Raw genomic sequence first — 19,475 nt, 5'->3', positions numbered from 1 at the left:
CCCAGAAGGAAAACCACGATGAGAAGTCTCAACGCCACCGTCAGTGCCAAGGCAGATGCACCCCGCCCAAACTCCCCGATCGAATTTTCGATTGATGAACATGGCCATATGCGGAACGTGCGCAATCGCCTAGCCGCGCTAGTCGAGAGGCTGATCGGGGCAGGCCATTCGGGCGGCGCCGAAGGTAGCAAAGATAACGTCAAGGCGTTGCCACCCACCGGGCGGCTCCTAGCTCTCGAGTCTGCCGCTCAGGACGCCAACAACCAGTACTCAGAGATCGATGACCTCTTCAACCGCATCGAAAGCGCCATCGAGTGAGCGACGCGACGTACGACCCGTACAACGCTCCACCTGTGAAGCCACTCGCAATCAACGTGCGAGTGGCTCCAGCGCGTCCAGAAGGTGGCGAGGTGCCACTGGCGCAGCGTGGCGTCACAGAGATGTTCAGCGCCGGGGAAACCGGCGAGGAACGCGTAGAAGCCGTCGCCGCGGCGGAATTGCGTCAGTTCATCGAGCGCATCGAGCGGCTTGAGGAAGAGAAGGGCACGCTAAACGAGGACATAAAGGAGATTTTCGGGGAGGCCAAGGGGCGCGGCTACGACACGAAGATAATCCGCGTCATTGTCCGCCTGCGCAAAAAGGACGCCAACGAGCGCAAGGAAGAGGAAGCCATCCTCGAACTCTACATGAACAGCCTGGGGATGGTGTAATGGCAGTGTCCGTTGCAATCACCAGACGGCACAATCGGCGGCACGATGCCGCCGATCGCATTGAGTTTGCCGTGCTTGAGCAAACGATCTGGCGAGGTGGCAACTCGTTTTTTATGTCCCCCCAGCAATTCCGCCTGGCGTTAGTGATGACCGTCGCCGCTGCCAACAGGATCAGCCTCACGACCGACGAGTTGGTCGACGCCCTGTACGCCGACGACATAGACGGTGGGCCCGACACCGCGAGCATCATAGTTCGAAAGCACATCTGGCGGTTTCGCATGGTGTTTCGCCCGCTTGGCATGACCGTAATCCGCGAACGTCAAAACTTCTATCGCATGTCCATAGAGCCGATGCTGGGAGCTATCGCAGCATGACGAAGAAAAAGCGCAAAACACAGACTGCAGTTGCGCATCGTCCGCTGTCGGAAAAGCAGAAGTTGTTCGCTGCTGAATATCTCAAAGACCTGAATGCAACGCAGGCTGCACTACGCGCTGGTTACAGCCGCAGCTGCGCCAAAGTGACGGCTTCGCGGATGCTAACTAATGCTAACGTCGCGGCGTTGATCGAGAAGGGGTGCAAAGCCCAGCTTGCCGAGGTGAAATACGACTCCGACACGCTGTTGCGCGAGCTGCTGGAAGAGAACCGCGCAGACATTGCTGACATCTATGACGACGATGGCAATCTGTTGCCTATGCGCGATTGGCCGATGGTCTGGCGACGCGGCCTGGTGCAAGGAATCGAGATCGAGGAGATATTCGAGGGCAAGGGCAAAGACCGCGTCAGCATCGGTTTTGCGAAGAAGATCAAGATCTCCGATCGGCTGAAGCGCAAAGAGCTAATCGGCCGGCACACGAAAGTGCAGGCGTTCAAAGACAAGGTTGTTCACGACGTCACCGATCCGCTTCAGGAGCTGATGAAGCAGATCATCGGTAACAGCATTAGGCCGGTGGAAGATTGAGCACGGTAGAGCGAATACCATGCTGTGTCCCCTTCTGCCGGCGCACCCACGCCAACAAGGAAGGCTTTGCTGAGTGGATCTGCGCTGCGCATTGGAGCGCCACCACGCCATTCGTGCGCCGCATCTGGCGAAGGCGCGTCAAGAAGTGGCGCACTGACCCTGACTATTCGTCCAAGTACCCGGACGCGATGTGGCAGGTGCTGAAGAAGCAGGCAATTGAGCGGGCGGTGGGCTTATGACCACTGATATCTCGCATCTCACACCAGCAGAGCTGATTGAGTGCCTCGCAGATCCTCACTGGCGTCTGCATAACCTCTATTGGGTGTCCGACAAGGACGGCAAAGAGGTCAAGTTCGTGCCATGGCCCGAACAGCAACGGTTTCTCGACAACATCTGGTTTCGCAACGTCATCCCAAAGGCACGCCAGCGCGGGTTTAGCACAGTGGTGCAGATCATGATGCTCGACGCCTGCATATTCACGCCGAACACGTCAGCTGCCGTCATCGCCCAGGATGACACCACTGCCATTCAGATTTTCTCGAAGAAGATCAAATTCGCATGGGATCGCCTGCCTGAAATCGTGCGCGACATGTTCCCGCTGAAGTACGACAACCAGCACAAGCTCGAATGGAAGATGGGTTCGAGCATCGTCGTCGCCACCTCAGCGCGCGGTACTACGCTGCAATACCTGCATGTGTCAGAGTATGGCCAGATTTGCGCCAAGAACCCGATCCATGCGGACGAGATTCAAGAGGGCGCGCTACCTTCTGTGGATCAGCGCGGCGTGATCGTCATCGAGTCGACGGTGGAAAGCCCGTTCGGAATATTCTCCGACATGGTGCGCACCGCCGAGGCGACACTACTGACCGGCCGCAAGCTATCGCCCATGGATTACCGCCTGCATTTCGCGTCGTGGTGGGATGCCGACGAATACGAGACTGACCCCGGAAATGTGGTCATTTCCACAGAAGACAATGCCTACTTCTACCGTCTCGAAGGCGAGATTGGCAGGGAGATCAGCGAACGCAAGCGCGCCTGGTACGTGGCAACCCGCAACAACACGTTCGGCGGCTCCAACGAGAAGATGTGGCGGCAGTATCCGTCAACGCTCAAGGAAGCGTTCACGGTGTCGACCAAAGGTCTCTGGCTGTCCGAGCAGATGGCATTTGCCCGCCGGCAGGGCCGCATCTGTCGTCTGCCGATCTCGATGGACTATCCAGTTAACACCTTCTGGGATCTACGCGACAACAAGGTCGTGTGGTTTCACCAGCGCGTGGGCCCGTGGGATAACTTCGTTGATTACATCGAGGCCAGCGGCGAGCCCTACAATACCGTCGTCAAGGAGATGTTCAAGAAGCAGAGCGAGGATGGTTACGTCTGGGGCGCTCACTTCCTGCCCCATGACGGCAACACCAAGATCGATGGCGCCGAGAACATCAAGACGCCTCAAGACATTCTCCACGATCTCGGTCTGCGCAATCTCCACATCGTGCCACGTATCGCGCACCTGACCACTGGCATCGATCTGTTGCGTCAGGACATGGCGAACTACCGCATCGACGAGGTGCGCTGTGCGCCCGGCATTAGGCATTTGGACGGCTATTCCAAGGTTTGGAACCAGACCATGGGTATCTGGAGCGAAGGTGTGCAGTCGAACGGCCACGACCACGCGACGGACGCCATCCGCCAGAAGGCGCAGATCGCGCACGAACTCACGTCGCTAATGGGCGGCGGAGCAACAACCCCCAAACGAAGAAACAGAAGTGGAATGGCTGCATGACAACCATCGCATATCGAGACGGCGTGCTCGCCTCGGACAGCATGTTGAGTGGTGACGCATTGGCGTGGGGATCTGTGTCGAAGATCGTTCGCGCAAAGAATGGTGCCATTGGTGGCGCGTGCGGTCGATTGGAGAAGACGCTTGAATTTCTAGCCTGGCTCGAAGCCTTCAATGGCGATGCGCTGGACCATCCTCCTTCCCAGATGGAAGCAGATGGCATCGTAGTTACGCCAGATTTGAAATTGCTGCTTTGGACGGGTGGATCACAGCTCGCAATCGTGGATGCGCCGTTCCTCGCGATAGGAACCGGCGCAAAGATAGCCATGGGCGCGATGGCTATGGGTGCTTCGCCAGCGCAGGCCATTCGGATCGCCCGTGAATATGATGTTTACACCGGAGGTGAAATCAAGATACTGAGCATCGATGCAGATTCCTCGCCCCAAACGAGGAGTATCGCTCAATGACCCGCGCGATCGACTTGTCGCTGCGCCACTTCACGCACACCCATGGCGACATATTCGTCATCGGTTCGTGGATTTCCATTGAGGGCCGTCACCGCCCCTGCTTGATCCTCATCCGCACCGGCGACGAAAACAACGAGCACTGCATTCCCTGCGTCATGACCTCCGATAAGGCTTGGATTTGGTCCGAGGCAATCGGTGATCCGCGCCAGGCTGCGCAAATGGCCGCTGGGTTCATCCAGGCATTGCGGCTCAACGAGCACGATCAGCGGAATTTCATTCGCATCGCGTCGATCATCCACGATCACCTTGGCGATCTTCTCCACATCCCTCCCTACACAGCGCCTCAGTCTGAAGTCGTTGCCGAGATCCTCGTCACCGATCAGCGGACAGGCAAAACCAGAGAAGTAGAGATCCGCGACGATGTTTGATCTTCAGGCCACGGATGGTTCAGTCCGCAAAAAGGCATACGACAGCCCTATCCCGGCCGACAAGGCGAGCGAGCCCGCTATCACTGATAGTAAGCTCGACGCACCCGAGATGGTGGAACTCCACCACCAGCTTCTGGACATTTACTTGAGAGAGATCGATCGGCAGCACGATAACCGCATCGAGCAAGCCGTCGAGGAAGACTTCTACGACAACATCCAGTGGAAAGAGGAGGACGCGCAGACGTTGCGCGATCGCGGTCAGCTGCCGCTGGTCTACAACGTCATATCGGCGAGCGTGGACTGGATAACAGGCACCGAGAAGAAGACGCGCACTGATTACAAAATCCTGCCCAGGCGCGAAGAAGACAGCAAGCCGGCGGAACGCAAGACAGCCCTGATGAAATACCTGTCAGACGTAAACCGCACGCCATTTCACCGCTCGCGAGCTTTTGAGGATGCGGTCAAGGTGGGCATTGGCTGGCTTGAGGACGGCGCAACTCACAACAGCGAACTCGAATTGATCTACAGCCGATATGAGAGCTGGCGCAACATGCTGTGGGATAGCGCCGCGACTGAACTCGACCTAACTGATGCGCGGTTTATCTTCCGTTCCAAATGGCTCGATCTGGACGTTTCGCATGACATGTTCAAGGAGCGCATAGACCTACTCAATCGATCAGCGGCTTACGACAACGAATTCATCGGGCTTGATCAGTTTGGCGACGAAGCCATGGATCAGCAGGAAATGACGCTTGAGCGCAACGGCCAATCCACCCGAAGCGACAGCGTCACCGGCGGATATCAGCGTAAGCGAGTGAGGGTCATTGAGGGCTGGATCAAACGCCCATGCGGGACCGATCGATTGAAAGGCGGCATGTTCGGTGGCGAAGTTTACGATGCTCGTTCCGTAGGCCATCGCGAATCGGTGGAAAGCGGGGAAGCCGAGATCGTCACCCAATCAACGATGCGCATGCACGTTATCATCTTCACGGAATTGGGTCTGTTGTGGCACAGCCCATCTCCTTACCGGCACAACAAATTCCCGTTCACGCCGATCTGGGCCTACCGTCGCGGTCGCGACGGCTTGCCTTACGGTATGATCCGCCGACTGAAAGATATTCAGGAGGACATCAACAAGCGCGCCTCCAAGGCGCTGCACATCCTTTCCACGAACAAGACCATCATGGAAAAGGGCGCTGTCGATGATCTCGACGAGTACATTGAAGAGGTTGCCCGGCCAGACGGTGTGCTTGTCGTTAATGCAAACAAGCGCCTTGAACTCAACGTCGATCGAGACCTGTCGCAACACCAGCTCGAACTCATGTCGCGATCCATCGCCATGGTACAACAGGCGTCTGGCGTCACTGATGAGTCCATGGGACGCACAACGAACGCCTCTTCCGGTATCGCTATCAAGCGCAGGCAGGATCAGGGCTCTATGGCCTCTGCCAAATACTTCGACAATCTGCTCTTTGCGTCCCAAGTCCAGGGGGAAAAACAGTTGTCCCTCGTTGAGCAGTTTATGGAGGAAAAGAAAGCCTTCCGCATAACCAACTCGCGCGGTACGGCGCAGTTCATCAAGGTGAACGATGGAGAGCCAGAGAACGATATCGTTCGTTCGAAGGCTGATTTCATCATATCCGAAGAGGATTGGCACGCAACGCAGCGTGAAGCGGCCGTTGATGCGCTCATGCTCACTATGCAGAAGTTCCCGCCAGAGGTGACGCTGGTCATGCTCGACCTCATTGTCGAGAACATGGACTTGCCGAACCGCGAAGAGATCGTGAAGCGGATTCGCGGCATGACGGGCCAGCGTGATCCAGATGCCGGCAACGAGATGACGCCTGAAGAGCAGGCAAAGGCAGAGGCCGCGCAGAAGCAACAGCAGTTGCAGGAAGCTGGTGTGATGGCGGCGCTGAAGAAGGCGTTGGCCGACGTCGCCAAGACTGAAGCCGACACACTGAGGTTGAACGCTCAGACCGAACAAATCACAGCGCAGACTACCGGAACTAACATCGATGCGCTGGTGAAGGCTTTGACGGCTGCATTGCAGACCGCCCAGGCACCGCAGATAGCGCCGATCGCCGACCACATCCTCAACGAGGCCGGTTTCGTCGGCAAGCCCATGATCGACGGGCAAGTCGCACCGCCGCAGCAACAGCTACCGCCCCCGCAGGCGCAGCCAGGCGCACCGCAGCCCGGCCAACCATCGCAGCAACCCGGGTTAGCCCCCGGTCTGCCACCACAGGCTCCCGCGCAGGCTCAACAGCCCATGCAGGCCGATCTTTCCCAGCAACCCGGTCTAGTGCCGGCATAGTCCCCAGCCCGAAAGGAACTACCCCATGCCTACGCCCAAATTTTCAGAAGAAGAGCTCGAATTGCTGTCCCCAGAGGAACGCGAGGGAATGCTTGAGGATATCGACAATGGCGACGATGAAGAGAACGATGAACTTAATGCTGGTGGCGACGCTGGTACTGTTGCCGCTGGTGCAGATACTAGTGGTCTGGGCGTTGATCCGCTCAAGCCCGCTCCCGTGGTGGCCGCTGCTGCTGGTGACGCTGGGGCTGATGGCAAGCCTGCTCCAGTTGTTGTACCTGATCCGGCCGCAGCTGCCGCTGCCGCAGCTGCTGCTGCGCCAGTGGTGGTTGAAGGTACGGACCCGTCAGTTCCGTACGCGGAACCAGTAGGCCCGTCTGCTTTCACCCCTAAGTACGAGCCCCCTGAAGTCAACGAAAAGAAGGTCTCGGAGCTTCAAGCGCAGATCGACGCGGCCGACAAACTCTTCGACGACGCGGAGATATCAGCAGCGGAGCTTACAGCACAGAAGCGCCCGCTGGAAAAGGAAGTCCGACGGCTTGAACGGATTATCGACAACTCCAAGGATGTCGTCACGAACTGGTCGGAAAATATCGTACCGGCGTACTTCGATGCCAATCCACAGTTTCGAGCCAGCGCTGCTATGTGGGCAGAGCTTGATAATCAGGTTCGGCTGATACAGGCCGAATCGCTGAATCCCTTTGACCCGTCGATCCTGCCGCGTGCTCACAAGGCTGCGGTGGCTTCCATGCGAGCGGCAATGGGATTGCCACCGGAAGACCCAGCCAAGCCTGCACCGAAGCCACCAGCTGGTGCACGGCGGGATCTGCCGCCGAGCCTTGCCAATGTTCCAGCATCCGACATTAGCGACACAGTCGACAACAGTGAGTTCGCTTACCTCGACCGATTGCAGGAACGTAACGACACCTCATTCGAGGACGCATTGGCAAAACTCACCGAAGAACAACACGCACGCTATCTGGCCGCTGGTTAGCGGCCTACGAAAGGGGAACCTACATGCTGTCACTCACTGTCCGCATCGGACAAGCCGTCCAGCTTGGTGAATACGCAGTGATCAAGGTCGAGGAGAAATCCGGACGCAATGTCCGGCTTGTCTTTGCGACGGCGATCCAGGGCATCCACCTGCTTGCTGATGGCATAATCCCGAAGCGCTTCACCGTGGGTATCACGGGCGAGCGCAAGGTTGTCGATATGCCACGCCCGGCGCAAGACGATAGGCTGCAAGCAGCAGCTGGGTGACATAGCGACCGCTTTTTCGGATTTGGTTGCACAGACTGACGTGCAACCAAATCCGACGATCCTATCCCGTTGCGTTGTGGCGGTTTTCCCTGTATCACATACCCATTGCGCATGACGTGCTCCCAACTCTATTAGGAGACACGTCATGGCCGGTCCTACGACCATCGCATTCGGCGACGCAAAAGCCCAGAAGAAGTGGTCTGGTTCGCTTTTCCTCGACACCACAAAGAAATCCTACTTCGACCGCAAGTTCGTTTCCACGGAAGACAATGCTGTCATTCAGCGTTTGACCGATCTGGAATCGGATGCTGGCGACACGATCGACTACGATCTGTCTGTGCAGCTGCGTCAGAAGCCTACCTCTGGCGACCAGCGCCTGCAGGGCAAGGAAGAAAGTCTCAAGTTCTATTCCGATCAGGTGATGATCGACCAGCTCCGCCACGGTGTATCCGCCGGCGGCAAGATGAGCCGTAAGCGTACGGTTCACAACATTCGGAAAATCGGCAAAGACCGGCTCTCTGATTATTGGTCGAAATACATCGACGAAATGAACTTTATCTACCTTTCGGGCTCGCGCGGCATCAACGAGGACTTCACTGAAGAAGTCACTTACGTCGGCCACGCTGGTAATCCGCTCCAGGCGCCGGACACCACGCACCTTGTTTACGGCGGCGACGCCACCAGCAAGGCCAGTGTTGACGCTACGGACAAGCTGACCCGCGTCGTCATCGAAAAGGCTTCGGTGAAGGCTCGCATGATGCGCTCCACCGATCCGACCACAGCGAACATGCTGCCGGTCATGATCAACGGTGAAGCCCACTACGTCGCGCTCATGTCGCCGTTCCAAGAACACGACCTGCGCACCGCCGACACGACTGGTTGGCTGGACATCCAAAAAGCCGCTGCTACCGCTGAAGGAAAGGCCAATCCGATCTTCAAGGGTGGGCTCGGAATGATCAATAATGTTGTCTTGCACAGCCATGAGAGCGTTATCCGTTTCTCGGACTATGGCGCAGGCTCCAACGTTAAAGCCGCACGTGCCCTCTTCCTCGGCCGACAGGCTGGTGTCGTGGCCTACGGTTCGTCCAGCGGGCTGCGCTTCTCTTGGACCGAAGAGATGCAGGATCACGGCAACGAACCTGTCATTTCAGCCGGTTTGATCATCGGCGTGAAGAAGACACGCTTCAACAACAAGGATTTCGGCGTCTGCGCGATCGACACAGCCGCAGTCGATCCGAACGCCTAGTCGGCTTGATCGCCGTGGCAACCGCCGCGGCGATCTTCCTTTGTGAATTTCACTCCGATCGAACAAGTTTTGGAGAACTGACAAATGACCATCCTACAGAGCAATGCCGCTAAAGGCACCCTGCCTATCGCCTATCCCGGCTATGCCGGTCAGGCCGTCACTCAGCGTCACAGCATCGTTGTCCCTGCCAACGTCGCTGCGAACGATATCCTTGAAATGCTGCCGATACCCCCGGGTTGCCGTTCAGTCGAACTGGTTATGGACAGCGACGATCTCGACACCGGCGGCGCACCCGCGATCACCATCGACGTTGGTATCATGAGTGGCGATTTCGGCTCCACCGATCCAGCGCGCACAATCGGAGCCGAGTTCTTCGCGGCCTCGACACTGCCGCAGGCTGGCGGCGTTGCACGCCCCACGCTGGCCTCTGCCTATCGTGTGCCCACCTCGGCAACCGAACGTTCGATTGGCATCAAGATCAAGACCGTTGCCGCAACGCCTGTTGCAGGCACGATCGGCCTTACTCTCACCGTCGTTGCGTAGAGCTGGGGCGAGCTGCGAAGCGATGTGAGTGGCGGCGGCGGGTTCATGTGATCCGCCGCCGTTTTCCCAACCAACCAAACGGAGGCAACGATGCCCTTGATCGAATGCAAAGCCGGACCCACCGAAACGCCTGTTGCAGGCACCATGTACCACTTCGAGCGCGACAAATACGGTCGCTTCGTCAGTGAAGTCTACAACCCCAAGCACATTGAATGCTTTCTGTCGGTTGTTCATTTTCAGCAAGTCGAGGCTGATCCAGCACCGGAAGAGACGGAAGCTGAAGTCGTCCAGATCGAGCCGCCTGTTGCTGCTGTGATCGTGCCACCGGCTGAACCCGTGAACGTGCCACCGGCGGCAGTCATTACGCCACCATCTCCGCCTGCGCCACCAGCTGCTCCCGTGCCTCGCATGCGGATGGCTCCTTATGCGCCATCAGCTCCAATTCCGCCTGTACCAGCTGGCGGCGCACTGCCTGCGCCAGTTGTAGCGCCAGTTGTAGCGTCTCCCGCACTGCCGACCGGCACGTTTGGTCTTGGTCAGGCAGCAATCGGCCAGGCATTACCGGCAGGCGACGCCGCCTTGACGCCGCCAGCCGATCTAGCGCCGCCTCCTGCCGATCCTGTCGTGGTTCGGGCTCAGTTGGCTGAGAAAGCCGCAACGCGCCGCTCCACGCGTCGCCGCAAAGGCAAGTAAGCATGACCACCGGCCGCAAGATCATGGAACTGGCGAATATTATCCTCAATGACAGGGATAACGTTCGCTGGACGCTGCCTGAAATTACGCGCTGGATCAATGAGGCTGTGCGGGCGATCGTGCTCGCAAAGCCGTCCGCATCGTCTACGAGCACTGCAGTCCAGATGAAGGCCGGCACGCTCCAGTATCTGCCGGCGACGACACAGGAAGGTGCGACGCCACTGGCCCTCACCCGGCTTGTTCGCAATTTGAAGGATGGCTCAACCAGCCGTCAGGGAACGCGCATCATCACTGCTACATCGAGGGTGTTGCTCGACGCTCAAGACCCAAACTGGCACGACGCGACGCGGACACTTCCGAAGAAGGAAGTCCGACAGTACGTCTATGATGAGGCGACACCGCTAGAATTCTACGTCTATCCCGGTAACGATGGCACGGGCTGGGTTGAGGCTGTGTTCTCGTTCCTGCCGACCGAGTTGGTTGCTACCGGAGTGGTCACCGATATTGCATCATATGACGTCGATATCGGCCTGCCCGAGCCCTATTCAGTGCCGATTCTCGACTATGTGTTGTTCCGCTGCTTTTCCAAGGATGACTTGGGGCAAGGCCCAGGTCGATCAGCTGCTCACTATCAGCAGTTTGCGTCGGCTGTTGGCCTCAAGATCCAAGTCGAGGGCGCGACCAGCCCCAACACTCGGAAGGCCGCATAATGGCGATGATCGATATCGAGGAGTTCCTGCCCGACGTGCTGACGAACGCTCCCAGCTGTCCGGAGCCTCTTGCGTATCGCTGGATCCGCGAAGCCGCGAAAGAAGTTTGCCAGCGCGGCAAGATGTGGCGTGAGTGGGATGAGTTTCAGGTGACTTCGCCGGAAAGCGAAGGGACCAACACAAACCAGAGCGCCAGTATCTTCTCGATCGAGAGCGCGACACTCGACGGAAGTCCGCTCGAGGCGCAAACGCTGGCATGGCTCGACACAAACATCAAAGGTTGGAACGACCTTACCGATATCGCGTCAGCCAAATATGTCACCCAGCTCACCCCGAACACTGTGACCGTGGTGCCGAAAATGACGGGCCTGCTGAAATTGCGCCTGGTGCTCTTTCCATCGCGGACGGCTGAGTCACTGCCGGATTTCCTGCTTGAACAGTATGGGGCAACCATCGCCAAAGGTGCGAGCGGCCGCGTTCTGACCACGCCGAACAAGGATTTCGCTAATCCGCAGCTTGGCCTCGCGCTGCTCAGCGAATTCAAAACCGAGTTGGACACCATCGCGCTCAACGCTGCGAAGGGTCAGCAGCGCTCACGGCTCCGCGTCACTGGCAGGTACTTTTAGGGAGCGCGGACATGTCTGGATCATTCGATATCGTTCCGGTCCCAGCTTCACGGCGCGACATGTTCATGTTGGTTGAGAATCGGTCGCGCTCAGTTCCCGAGCAACGCCGGGCAATCTGGGTGCAGCCGGATATCCCGCTCGAAAACAATATCGCTAAGGAGACGCCATGAGTTCGGTGCAGTTGGAGAAGTCGCCGGATGACGTGCTCGATTACGATATCCACTATGACCGCTGGTTGCCCGCGAGCGATGTAATCGCGTCTGTCGTCACCAGCATCGCATCCACGACCGCTCTGATCGACAGGAACGAATTCACCACAAGCTCCGTGAAGGTTTGGGTCAGCGGCGGCGCCACTGGTGAAAACGGCACGGTCACGGTTGTGATTACCACGCAGGAAGGCCGGACCAAGGAAGCCTGCTTTCGCCTGCGCATAAAGGATTGCAGCTAATGGCTATGAAACTTGCGAACAACGCGACCACGCTCCTAGCCGCTAACATCACGTCCGGAGCGACGACGCTTACCGTCACGTCGATCGACGCTGACAAGTTCCCGGTATTGTCCGCTGGCGACTGGTTTCCAGCCACCATCATTCCCAACACTGGCGCTATCGAGATTGTGCGCGTCACTGGGCGCGCTGGCGCTGTTTTCACCATCACGCGTGCGCAGGAAGGTACGACGGCCAGAGCATTCAACGCTGGGTCTCGCGTCGATCTCAGGCTGACTAGCGGTTCAACGGCTTCCTTCGCGCAGGTGGGTGACGACGCTAAACTGTTAGCATCGCAAACCCGCAACATCGGCGAGCAGATCAACGCGGCAGGACCGGCACTTGATCCGCCTGACGATGGCGACCTGATCGCGGGCGTTCTGGCAGGTGTCGCAACACTTTTCACCATGACATGGGCCAATTTAGTGGCTTGGCTTGGGCTGCTTTTCGTGAAGAAGGCCGGCGACACGATGGCTGGCGGTCTTGGCTTCGGTTCCGTGGTTGCGACCACCGCCAACGACCTATCGAAGCATCTTGCTCTGTACGGAGCGGCTTTTGGTTTCAACGTCACCAGCGGGACGCTAAACCACAATTCCTCCGCAACACATGACTTCTATGCTGGAGCTACCCGCGTAGGCCGATTCAATACGACAGGGCTGAACGTATCGGCCAGCATCGTCGCAGGCACGTCGATTGCAGCCACGACTTCGATTTCCTCCGGTACCACGATGACAGCTGGCGGGCGCATCCAGGGCAACACCGATATTGTGTCCGCTGGCATCGTCTATGCCGGTAACGGGCTGGCGAGTATGCAGACGAATGGCGACATTACCGGCTCGGTTTGGGCTCCTTGGGGCAGTGCCAGCGCTATTACTGCGATCAACGCCCAGATTGAAGCGCGCGGCAACGCTTACATGAATGCCGCGATCGCAAACATCATGCCGACTGTAGCCGCACAAGGCGCTGGTGCGGTTGGTAGTTACGTTTTCGCCAAATGCAGCGCTGCTGGTGTTATCGGCGCAGGGACGGCTGGTACAACACTGGTCCCTGCTGGCCTCATAACCACTGGAGGCAGCAGCATGGGCGCAGGATCGTACCGGGCGATGGGTGATTTCAGCGGCACTGCCGGCGCTGGACGTACAACGCTATTCCTCCGATTCGCTTAAGGACGTTCAATGACGCTAACCATAGACCAGCAAGTCGCACTAAACGGTCACCTCATCGGGGTCTATTACCCCTACACAGACGTGACTGATCTCCATTGGTTTGATGCAGAGCATACCATGCTCAACTGCACCGTGGCGTTTACAGACCCCCGTTTAGGCACTTCGCCATACACGGCCATGGCAGAGGACATTACCCTGCATTGCCCTGAAATATTCGCGAGAGCGATCAACGACGAGTTCGGACCGATCGCCGAATATGTCCCGCCATCTGAAGCACCGTAACGGGAGCCGCAATGCCCGCAATCAAGCTCAACGCGTTCACAGGTGAACAGCCGCGCATCATCCCGAGGCTGCTACCGGCTACAGCGGCGCAATCCGCCGTAAACACTCGCCTGGACGATGGCGGTCTGACGCCGACGCGCAAGTCAGTGCAGGTTGCGACACTCATAAGCTCCACTGCCAAGACGATCTACAAGCACCTCGGCGTCTGGCGTGAGTGGGAAACCGTTGTCGACGCCGTTCCCGGTCCCGTCGCGGACGATCGCCTATATTATACCGGCGACGGCGTGCCAAAGGTGTCGATCGCCGGTACCGAGTATCCGCTGGCAGTTCCGTTCCCGGCCGTGAAGCTGACGGCGACTGTCACGCTGACCAGCACCGCCGATATCGTCACTCGGACATACGTCTACACCTACGTGACAGGCTTTGGCGAGGAATCAGAACCGTCGCCAGCGAGCACACCGGTTGATTGGCGTCCCGGTCAGACCATGACGCTTTCCGGTTTCGTTGCTCCGCCTGCAGGACGAAATATCACGAAGCGCCGCATCTACCGTTCGCAGAGCGGACAGAGCGGCACGTACTTCTATCTGATCGATGAAACCGCAGCTGTTGCCACCAACTATGTCGACGCCATCGCCGTCGATGGTTTTCAGGAGCAATTGCCGTCCGCGAACTACAACGCGCCGCCGGATGATCTTACGGGCCTTACAGCGATGCCAAACGGTATCATGGCCGCATTCGTGGGCCGCAAGGTGTACTTCTGTCAGCCATACCAGCCACACGCATGGCCGGAAATCTACGTCATAACAGTGGATTTCCCGGTTATCGGGCTTGGTGCGATCGGATCGTCGCTGGTCGTGGCCACGACGGGCAATCCGTACTTTCTGACAGGATCGCACCCCGATTCCATGCAGCAGACCAAGCTTGAGCAAAACCTGCCCTGCATCAATGCCCGCGGCATCGCGGATCTCGGCTTTGCCATCGCGTATCCTTCGAATGAGGGGCTTGTCGCTGTGCGCGCCGATAGTTCAATCGGCTTGGTCACGACACAGCTTTTCAGTCCGGACGGATGGCGTGCGCTTTCGCCCAGCACATTCGTTTCAGGACAAATCTATGGTCGGTACGTCGCGTTCTATGACACCGTGGACGTGGACGGTGTTCCGCAGCAGGGTGCGATCTTCATTGATATCGCTGGCACTCCGTTTCTGATCCGATCGGACACGCAAGCCAATGCAGTGTTTTTCGAGATAGAAACCGGCGCGTTGAACTTTCTCGTTAAAGCCAGCACTGCCGTTCATCGCTTCGACTCTCCAGACGGCCTGCGCGAGAAAATGTACTGGCGCTCAAAAATCTTCGTGCTGTCCTATCCAGAGAATTTCGGCGCCATCATTGTAGATGCGACCGAAAATCTGACCGGAGAAGAAACTGCCAATCTAAACGCTCAAATCGCGGCAGTCGAAGCGGCGAACGCTGCGTTGATCGCGGCGGGCTCCATCATGGGCGACATGAACTCCATCGTCTTGAATGAGGTGCCTTTGAACGGTGATATCCTCGCGATTGCTCCCACTCTCGTTGGTGTGATCAACGTCGGCGTGTTCGCAGATGGCGTGAAAGTGGCGCAGATATTCCGGACGAACCAAGTATGTCGCCTCCCTGACGGGTTTACAGCCCGCAGCTGGGAGATCGACGTTTCGGGCGATATCGACATTACCCAGATCGTCATGGGCAAGACCGTAAGCGATATTATCGAGGTACAGTAGGGTACAACATGGCTGATCCTTCGTCCGACCGACTCAAAGAGAAGATCGAGGTGCTTGACGGCTCTCGCAGCGGCGATCGCAAGCGCTCCGCCCTCCGCATTCAGGATTTGCAAGCGATCCTGGACTATGCCCCCAAGCTGAAATCAGCCAGTGCAGCTGGTGCCGCGCCAACCAAGGTAGAGCATGATGCGCTGGTGACTGATTTGCTGGCCATCCACAAGGCATTGTTGGCCGTGTCGGCCGCGATCAACCTGAAGCTCCTACCGTGAATATCGTTTACGGGGAGGATGCCCGTTTCATTGCCTGGGCGGAAGAAACCATGGGCGACATGCGATTTCGCAACGACGCTTATGCGCTGGGGTGCGAGCGCGACGGCGAAATTGTCGGTGCAGTGATATTCGACACCTTCGGTTCATCGGATTGCCTGATCCATGTCGTCACCAACGGCAAGCGGCGCTGGTTCAATCGGGAGTTGGCAACCCGGGTGTGTGCTTTCCCGTTCACCCAGTGCGGTTTTAAGCGCATTACTGCTTTGATTTCAGCGGACAACGAGCCTTCGCTACGCTTTATCAAGGGCTTCGGTGGCTTCGTACAAGAGGGTGTAATGCGACAGGGCGGTACCAAAGGCGAGGATCTGATAATGTTCGGTCTACTTCGCCGTGACTGTCGATGGTTGCCACTGGCATTTTGACCGCGTCCGCGTTATAAAACCTCGTCCGGCGCATGATGTGCAGATCCTCAGTCAAGGAATGCACCCATGGGTAAAGACTCCTCCCCCGCTCCTAGTCCAGATCCGCAGATCGGTGCTGCCGCGCTTGCGCAGGCGCAGACCGGGCAGGATTGGCTTAGTTTCGCCAAGGATTCCTTTGCCGTCTCGACAGAGCGCCAGAAGGGCCTCGATGCGATCACCAAGCAGGTAACGGAGAAGCAGCTCGGCGTTGCCGACCAGCAGGCCAAATGGGCGACAGAGGATCGAGATCGATACAACACGGTCTTCAAACCTGTCGAGGATCAGTTCGTCCAAGAGGCGAGCAACTATGATACTCCGGAAAAGCAGGCAGCAGCAGCCGCAGCAGCCACAGCAGACGTACAGACCGCATCGACCGCAGCTCGCGCTGGAGCGGAACGGAACGCCTCTGCAATGGGCCTTAATCCCACGTCAGGACGATATGCGGGCATCGAGCGCGCTGGTGAAATGGGAACCGCACTTGCCACCGCTGGTGCAGCAAACAGCGCACGCCAGGCTGTCGTGGACAAGGGACTAGCGCTGAAGGCCGATGTTGCCAATATGGGCCGTGGCCTGCCCGCTCAGTCAGCACAAGCAACCGCGTTGGGACTTGATGCCGGATCGAGTGCTGTTGGTCTTACGGGCAGCGCGAATGCTCAGCAAATGCAGGCTGGCAATGTCATGAATTCTGGATTTTCGGGGCAGATGCAAGGCTACGGCGCTCAGGCAAGCGCCCTTAACACACAGTATTCGAACACGCTCAATTCGTGGAACGCCCAACAGGCCGCTGATGCCGCGAGTGTGGGTGGTATCGCTTCGGCAGTGGGAGGCATTGCAGGCCTGATTTACAAATCCGACGAGAATGTCAAAGAGGACAAGGTGGCCATGGATGAAGGTGCCGGCCTCGATGCTGTCAACGCTATGCCGGTCGAGGAATGGTCTTATAAGCCGGGCGAAGGTGACGGTGGTCGCCATGTCGGGACGTATGCGCAGGATTTCCAGAGGGCCACTGGCAAAGGTGACGGCAAATCCATCAACGCAATCGACGCGATCGGCATCACCATGAAAGCCGTGCAGGATCTCAGCAAGAAGGTTGACAAGGTCGCCAGCGCTGTTGGTCTTGGTCAAAGCAGAGGCAGGAGCGCACCGCCTCCAGCTGCTCGCCGCAATATGCCTGTTGGCTTGGGAGTAGCAGCATGAGCAGCTTGGGAATCGGTCTTGGCGCATTTATGGGCGGGTTCGAGAACGGCTATAATCTTGGCGACAAGATAAACAAGGATAAGCGCGCCGACAAACTCCAGGCCGAAGCCGACGCGAGCACGGAAAGGCTCAAGGGCATCGAGACAGACACCCAGGCGAAGTTCGACCAGGGTGTGAAGGACGGCACTCAGGATGGTTCGAAGTTCGACGACTTCTGGCTCAAATACGCTTTGCCACAGCGCAAGATGGAAATGCTGAAGCAGGGTAAGGTTGCCGAGGCAAAGGATCTCATGGATTGGGGGCAGAGCGAGGACACACTGAAGGGTGGGCGACTTTTCGCCAGTTCGCTGTTCAAGGCCCAAAATGGTGATGCCGAGGGCGCGTTCAATGATGCGATCAAGGCCGGGCAGCTGAAGGGCTACATCGACCACGGATATGAGTTTGACGGGAAGGACGATCTACAGCAGAACGGTCAAACTATCGGGTTTCGCGTTCGTCTCAAAGGTCCGGACGGTAAAATCACGACTCAGGATATCCCGAAGGGACAGCTCGGCGAAGGTATTGCGCGATGGCTTAGTCCGGACGCGGCTATTGCGCAGAACGCCGCCACTCGTGCCGCTGCGACAAAGCGCCAGCAGGACTTGGAAGACTACACGACCAAGAAACAGGTCGATCTGCGTTATGCTCCGGACAAGAAGGATGTGAACGCAGAGGCTTACGGCAAGGTGCAAGAAAACCTTCTGAAAAACGATCTCGACTTCGCTGATCTGTCGCCAGAAGATCAGGATAAGAAAATCCGTGCCAATCTCGCGGCAGCGGATCAATATTCAGCGGACAGGTCGCCCGGCCTTGGTCGCCCGACAAACCGTCCCGCACCTCCGCAGAAGGTCATCATTGATACGCAGTCGGGTCAGCCGGTCCAAGCACCAGCTCAAGCCGCGCCACCAGCTCCACAGCAGGCAGCTCCAGCGCAGCAACCCGGATTGGGCGGGCAGGCACAGGCGGCACCGGCTCCCACACCAGCGCCTAACCCTAACAACATCAACAGTTCGATGGCACCGGGTTCGCAGGGTGAAATCAGACGCGGGCCGGATGGCAGGACATATCAGTATGCCGAAACAACAGGCATGGCCGGAGCTACAGGCGACCAAGGCTGGATTCCCGTTGCCGATACGGGACAACAATCGGCACCAGCCCCGGCACAGCCGCAGCAGGCATCATCTGCCGCGCAACAACCCGGTCTGGGTCAGGTACCTATACCGACTCCAAGACCTTCACGGGCCGCGCCAACCCCGACGCCGGCTGGGCAGCCTATGACAATGGCCGGTGTTGACGTCAAGGGATTGGTTACGCCGGGCAACATTGATCTTACAAAGCGCCCCGTGGTGAAAAATGCGGATGGTTCGATAAGCACGGTTCGTTCGATGTCTTTCCAGAACAACAAGGGGCAGGAAGTCCTCATCCCAACCGTTGCCGATGATGGCTCCCGCATCCTCTCGGATGATGAGGCCAAGGAGCAATATGGACGCACTGGCAAGCACCTTGGCATCTTCGACAATCCGGATGACGCGACGGCGTACGCTGAATCGCTCCACAGCCAGCAGGAGCAGATGTACGCGCCGCAGGCTCAATCTCAGTCGGCTCCCACTAAGGAAGACATGATCGCTGATGCGGCCGATTATATGTCACAGGGCGGCAACCCGAATGCGATCGCGCAGCGGCTCGTGAATGCCGGAATCAGTCCGGAAGAATGGCCTACGGCGCTGAAGCAGGCGGTTCAGAAAGCCCGGACGGCAGACGCCGAGCCTGCACAGTAGCTACGATCGGGCGAGTAAATTGACGATCCCGCACGTGGGCTTGTCACGATCGACGACGATCTGAAGGGCTTGGCCGTATGAAAGGCCCATGGCCCTTTTCGCCCACTCGTCCCATGTTTCATCCCAATACCGGGATAGGGCAGCAACGGCTTTTTCAGCCTCTTCGGAAAGCTCCGGAGCGTCAGTAGGAGTGATCTCGAAATTGGTTATTTTCATCTGGACAACGTTTTCAGTCATGACCGCCCCTTAATGTTGCGCGGACCTTATATGCGCGGATTTAAGCCATCAACTTAATATTACGAGCTAC

Annotated in this window: 25 protein-coding genes; 24 read left to right on the top strand and 1 reads right to left on the bottom strand. The window is 57.8% G+C overall.

All coding sequences use genetic code 11. From position 1 onward, the window contains the following. The first annotated feature begins 18 nt into the window (after positions 1–18). The 24 genes from ACSQ3H_RS07930 to ACSQ3H_RS07815 all read left to right on the top strand — a co-directional run bounded on the left by ACSQ3H_RS07930 (position 19) and on the right by ACSQ3H_RS07815 (position 19,168). Positions 19–318, top strand: coding sequence for a hypothetical protein (locus ACSQ3H_RS07930; protein WP_436116542.1), 300 nt, complete (start codon positions 19–21; stop codon positions 316–318). Positions 319–440: 122 nt separating this feature from the next. Further along, a complete protein-coding gene (locus ACSQ3H_RS07925) occupies positions 441–710 on the top strand; it encodes a DUF2312 domain-containing protein (protein WP_436119382.1) in 270 nt (89 codons plus the stop codon). Next, entirely contained in the window at positions 710–1,084 is a 375-nt protein-coding gene (locus ACSQ3H_RS07920; RefSeq protein ID WP_436116541.1) for a hypothetical protein, read from the top strand. Before ACSQ3H_RS07925 ends, ACSQ3H_RS07920 begins: the two co-directional genes overlap by 1 nt. Then, positions 1,081–1,668 carry a terminase small subunit gene (locus ACSQ3H_RS07915; RefSeq protein WP_436116540.1) on the top strand — a complete coding sequence of 196 codons (588 nt, stop codon included), beginning with the start codon at positions 1,081–1,083 and terminating at the stop codon, positions 1,666–1,668. The genes ACSQ3H_RS07920 and ACSQ3H_RS07915 overlap by 4 nt, the downstream gene beginning before the upstream one ends. 235 nt (positions 1,669–1,903) lie before the next feature. Further along, positions 1,904–3,448 carry a hypothetical protein gene (locus tag ACSQ3H_RS07910; protein ID WP_436116539.1) on the top strand — a complete coding sequence of 515 codons (1,545 nt, stop codon included), beginning with the start codon at positions 1,904–1,906 and terminating at the stop codon, positions 3,446–3,448. Beyond that, on the top strand, positions 3,445–3,912 hold the full coding sequence (locus ACSQ3H_RS07905) for a hypothetical protein (RefSeq protein ID WP_436116538.1): 468 nt from the start codon (positions 3,445–3,447) through the stop codon (positions 3,910–3,912). The genes ACSQ3H_RS07910 and ACSQ3H_RS07905 overlap by 4 nt, the downstream gene beginning before the upstream one ends. Next, on the top strand, positions 3,909–4,340 hold the full coding sequence (locus ACSQ3H_RS07900; RefSeq protein WP_436116537.1) for a hypothetical protein: 432 nt from the start codon (positions 3,909–3,911) through the stop codon (positions 4,338–4,340). Before ACSQ3H_RS07905 ends, ACSQ3H_RS07900 begins: the two co-directional genes overlap by 4 nt. Next, positions 4,333–6,657 (top strand): hypothetical protein, encoded by a 2,325-nt coding sequence (locus tag ACSQ3H_RS07895; protein WP_436116536.1) that lies wholly within the window; start codon positions 4,333–4,335, stop codon positions 6,655–6,657. The genes ACSQ3H_RS07900 and ACSQ3H_RS07895 overlap by 8 nt, the downstream gene beginning before the upstream one ends. A 25-nt stretch (positions 6,658–6,682) precedes the next feature. After that, positions 6,683–7,651, top strand: a complete 969-nt coding sequence (locus ACSQ3H_RS07890; protein ID WP_436116535.1) for a hypothetical protein — start codon at positions 6,683–6,685, stop codon at positions 7,649–7,651. Between the two features lie 23 nt (positions 7,652–7,674). Further along, positions 7,675–7,917 carry a hypothetical protein gene (locus ACSQ3H_RS07885; RefSeq protein ID WP_436116534.1) on the top strand — a complete coding sequence of 81 codons (243 nt, stop codon included), beginning with the start codon at positions 7,675–7,677 and terminating at the stop codon, positions 7,915–7,917. A 145-nt stretch (positions 7,918–8,062) separates the two neighbouring features. Next, a complete protein-coding gene (locus ACSQ3H_RS07880) occupies positions 8,063–9,163 on the top strand; it encodes a N4-gp56 family major capsid protein (RefSeq protein WP_436116533.1) in 1,101 nt (366 codons plus the stop codon). Positions 9,164–9,247: 84 nt separating this feature from the next. Further along, a complete protein-coding gene (locus ACSQ3H_RS07875) occupies positions 9,248–9,706 on the top strand; it encodes a hypothetical protein (protein WP_436116532.1) in 459 nt (152 codons plus the stop codon). A gap of 90 nt (positions 9,707–9,796) precedes the next feature. Next, positions 9,797–10,399 (top strand): hypothetical protein, encoded by a 603-nt coding sequence (locus ACSQ3H_RS07870; protein ID WP_436116531.1) that lies wholly within the window; start codon positions 9,797–9,799, stop codon positions 10,397–10,399. A 2-nt stretch (positions 10,400–10,401) separates the two neighbouring features. Beyond that, on the top strand, positions 10,402–11,109 hold the full coding sequence (locus ACSQ3H_RS07865; protein WP_436116530.1) for a phage adaptor protein: 708 nt from the start codon (positions 10,402–10,404) through the stop codon (positions 11,107–11,109). Then, positions 11,109–11,735 carry a hypothetical protein gene (locus tag ACSQ3H_RS07860; RefSeq protein ID WP_436116529.1) on the top strand — a complete coding sequence of 209 codons (627 nt, stop codon included), beginning with the start codon at positions 11,109–11,111 and terminating at the stop codon, positions 11,733–11,735. Before ACSQ3H_RS07865 ends, ACSQ3H_RS07860 begins: the two co-directional genes overlap by 1 nt. An 11-nt stretch (positions 11,736–11,746) precedes the next feature. Further along, positions 11,747–11,905, top strand: coding sequence for a hypothetical protein (locus tag ACSQ3H_RS07855; protein WP_436116528.1), 159 nt, complete (start codon positions 11,747–11,749; stop codon positions 11,903–11,905). Continuing rightward, positions 11,902–12,183 (top strand): phage fiber-tail adaptor protein, encoded by a 282-nt coding sequence (locus ACSQ3H_RS07850; protein ID WP_436116527.1) that lies wholly within the window; start codon positions 11,902–11,904, stop codon positions 12,181–12,183. Before ACSQ3H_RS07855 ends, ACSQ3H_RS07850 begins: the two co-directional genes overlap by 4 nt. Beyond that, positions 12,183–13,385, top strand: coding sequence for a hypothetical protein (locus ACSQ3H_RS07845; protein ID WP_436116526.1), 1,203 nt, complete (start codon positions 12,183–12,185; stop codon positions 13,383–13,385). The genes ACSQ3H_RS07850 and ACSQ3H_RS07845 overlap by 1 nt, the downstream gene beginning before the upstream one ends. A 9-nt stretch (positions 13,386–13,394) precedes the next feature. Continuing rightward, complete coding sequence (locus tag ACSQ3H_RS07840; RefSeq protein ID WP_436116525.1) at positions 13,395–13,667, top strand: hypothetical protein; 273 nt, start codon at positions 13,395–13,397, stop codon at positions 13,665–13,667. 11 nt (positions 13,668–13,678) lie between these two features. After that, complete coding sequence (locus ACSQ3H_RS07835; RefSeq protein ID WP_436116524.1) at positions 13,679–15,424, top strand: hypothetical protein; 1,746 nt, start codon at positions 13,679–13,681, stop codon at positions 15,422–15,424. A gap of 8 nt (positions 15,425–15,432) precedes the next feature. Further along, on the top strand, positions 15,433–15,693 hold the full coding sequence (locus ACSQ3H_RS07830) for a hypothetical protein (protein WP_436116523.1): 261 nt from the start codon (positions 15,433–15,435) through the stop codon (positions 15,691–15,693). Continuing rightward, positions 15,690–16,115, top strand: coding sequence for a GNAT family N-acetyltransferase (locus ACSQ3H_RS07825; protein WP_436116522.1), 426 nt, complete (start codon positions 15,690–15,692; stop codon positions 16,113–16,115). Before ACSQ3H_RS07830 ends, ACSQ3H_RS07825 begins: the two co-directional genes overlap by 4 nt. 66 nt (positions 16,116–16,181) lie before the next feature. Then, positions 16,182–17,351 (top strand): tail fiber domain-containing protein, encoded by a 1,170-nt coding sequence (locus tag ACSQ3H_RS07820; protein WP_436116521.1) that lies wholly within the window; start codon positions 16,182–16,184, stop codon positions 17,349–17,351. Beyond that, positions 17,348–19,168 (top strand): hypothetical protein, encoded by a 1,821-nt coding sequence (locus ACSQ3H_RS07815; protein WP_436116520.1) that lies wholly within the window; start codon positions 17,348–17,350, stop codon positions 19,166–19,168. The genes ACSQ3H_RS07820 and ACSQ3H_RS07815 overlap by 4 nt, the downstream gene beginning before the upstream one ends. On the opposite strand, the gene ACSQ3H_RS07810 is transcribed toward ACSQ3H_RS07815, so the two are convergent. Next, the gene (locus ACSQ3H_RS07810) at positions 19,169–19,405 is read right to left on the bottom strand and encodes a hypothetical protein (protein ID WP_436116519.1); all 237 of its coding nucleotides are present in this window, start codon (positions 19,403–19,405) and stop codon (positions 19,169–19,171) included. Between the last annotated feature and the right edge of the window lie 70 nt (positions 19,406–19,475).

The organism is Phyllobacterium sp. LjRoot231, assembly GCF_964253365.1.
Classification (GTDB): Bacteria; Pseudomonadota; Alphaproteobacteria; order Rhizobiales; family Rhizobiaceae; genus Phyllobacterium.
This window is presented reverse-complemented; position numbering and strand designations above follow the sequence as displayed.

Excerpts from the sequence above, each read along its gene's own strand:
- ACSQ3H_RS07880 (WP_436116533.1), top strand. The coding sequence starts at position 8,063 with ATGGCCGGTCCTACGACCATCGCATTCGGCGACGCAAAAGCCCAGAAG.
- ACSQ3H_RS07910 (WP_436116539.1), top strand. The coding sequence starts at position 1,904 with ATGACCACTGATATCTCGCATCTCACACCAGCAGAGCTGATTGAGTGC.
- ACSQ3H_RS07855 (WP_436116528.1), top strand. The coding sequence starts at position 11,747 with ATGTCTGGATCATTCGATATCGTTCCGGTCCCAGCTTCACGGCGCGAC.
- ACSQ3H_RS07820 (WP_436116521.1), top strand. The coding sequence starts at position 16,182 with ATGGGTAAAGACTCCTCCCCCGCTCCTAGTCCAGATCCGCAGATCGGT.
- ACSQ3H_RS07925 (WP_436119382.1), top strand. The coding sequence starts at position 441 with ATGTTCAGCGCCGGGGAAACCGGCGAGGAACGCGTAGAAGCCGTCGCC.
- ACSQ3H_RS07900 (WP_436116537.1), top strand. The coding sequence starts at position 3,909 with ATGACCCGCGCGATCGACTTGTCGCTGCGCCACTTCACGCACACCCAT.
- ACSQ3H_RS07920 (WP_436116541.1), top strand. The coding sequence starts at position 710 with ATGGCAGTGTCCGTTGCAATCACCAGACGGCACAATCGGCGGCACGAT.
- ACSQ3H_RS07895 (WP_436116536.1), top strand. The coding sequence starts at position 4,333 with ATGTTTGATCTTCAGGCCACGGATGGTTCAGTCCGCAAAAAGGCATAC.
- ACSQ3H_RS07930 (WP_436116542.1), top strand. The coding sequence starts at position 19 with ATGAGAAGTCTCAACGCCACCGTCAGTGCCAAGGCAGATGCACCCCGC.
- ACSQ3H_RS07830 (WP_436116523.1), top strand. The coding sequence starts at position 15,433 with ATGGCTGATCCTTCGTCCGACCGACTCAAAGAGAAGATCGAGGTGCTT.
- ACSQ3H_RS07815 (WP_436116520.1), top strand. The coding sequence starts at position 17,348 with ATGAGCAGCTTGGGAATCGGTCTTGGCGCATTTATGGGCGGGTTCGAG.
- ACSQ3H_RS07840 (WP_436116525.1), top strand. The coding sequence starts at position 13,395 with ATGACGCTAACCATAGACCAGCAAGTCGCACTAAACGGTCACCTCATC.
- ACSQ3H_RS07870 (WP_436116531.1), top strand. The coding sequence starts at position 9,797 with ATGCCCTTGATCGAATGCAAAGCCGGACCCACCGAAACGCCTGTTGCA.
- ACSQ3H_RS07915 (WP_436116540.1), top strand. The coding sequence starts at position 1,081 with ATGACGAAGAAAAAGCGCAAAACACAGACTGCAGTTGCGCATCGTCCG.
- ACSQ3H_RS07860 (WP_436116529.1), top strand. The coding sequence starts at position 11,109 with ATGGCGATGATCGATATCGAGGAGTTCCTGCCCGACGTGCTGACGAAC.
- ACSQ3H_RS07875 (WP_436116532.1), top strand. The coding sequence starts at position 9,248 with ATGACCATCCTACAGAGCAATGCCGCTAAAGGCACCCTGCCTATCGCC.
- ACSQ3H_RS07890 (WP_436116535.1), top strand. The coding sequence starts at position 6,683 with ATGCCTACGCCCAAATTTTCAGAAGAAGAGCTCGAATTGCTGTCCCCA.
- ACSQ3H_RS07845 (WP_436116526.1), top strand. The coding sequence starts at position 12,183 with ATGGCTATGAAACTTGCGAACAACGCGACCACGCTCCTAGCCGCTAAC.
- ACSQ3H_RS07885 (WP_436116534.1), top strand. The coding sequence starts at position 7,675 with ATGCTGTCACTCACTGTCCGCATCGGACAAGCCGTCCAGCTTGGTGAA.
- ACSQ3H_RS07835 (WP_436116524.1), top strand. The coding sequence starts at position 13,679 with ATGCCCGCAATCAAGCTCAACGCGTTCACAGGTGAACAGCCGCGCATC.
- ACSQ3H_RS07865 (WP_436116530.1), top strand. The coding sequence starts at position 10,402 with ATGACCACCGGCCGCAAGATCATGGAACTGGCGAATATTATCCTCAAT.
- ACSQ3H_RS07850 (WP_436116527.1), top strand. The coding sequence starts at position 11,902 with ATGAGTTCGGTGCAGTTGGAGAAGTCGCCGGATGACGTGCTCGATTAC.
- ACSQ3H_RS07905 (WP_436116538.1), top strand. The coding sequence starts at position 3,445 with ATGACAACCATCGCATATCGAGACGGCGTGCTCGCCTCGGACAGCATG.
- ACSQ3H_RS07810 (WP_436116519.1), bottom strand. The coding sequence starts at position 19,405 with ATGACTGAAAACGTTGTCCAGATGAAAATAACCAATTTCGAGATCACT.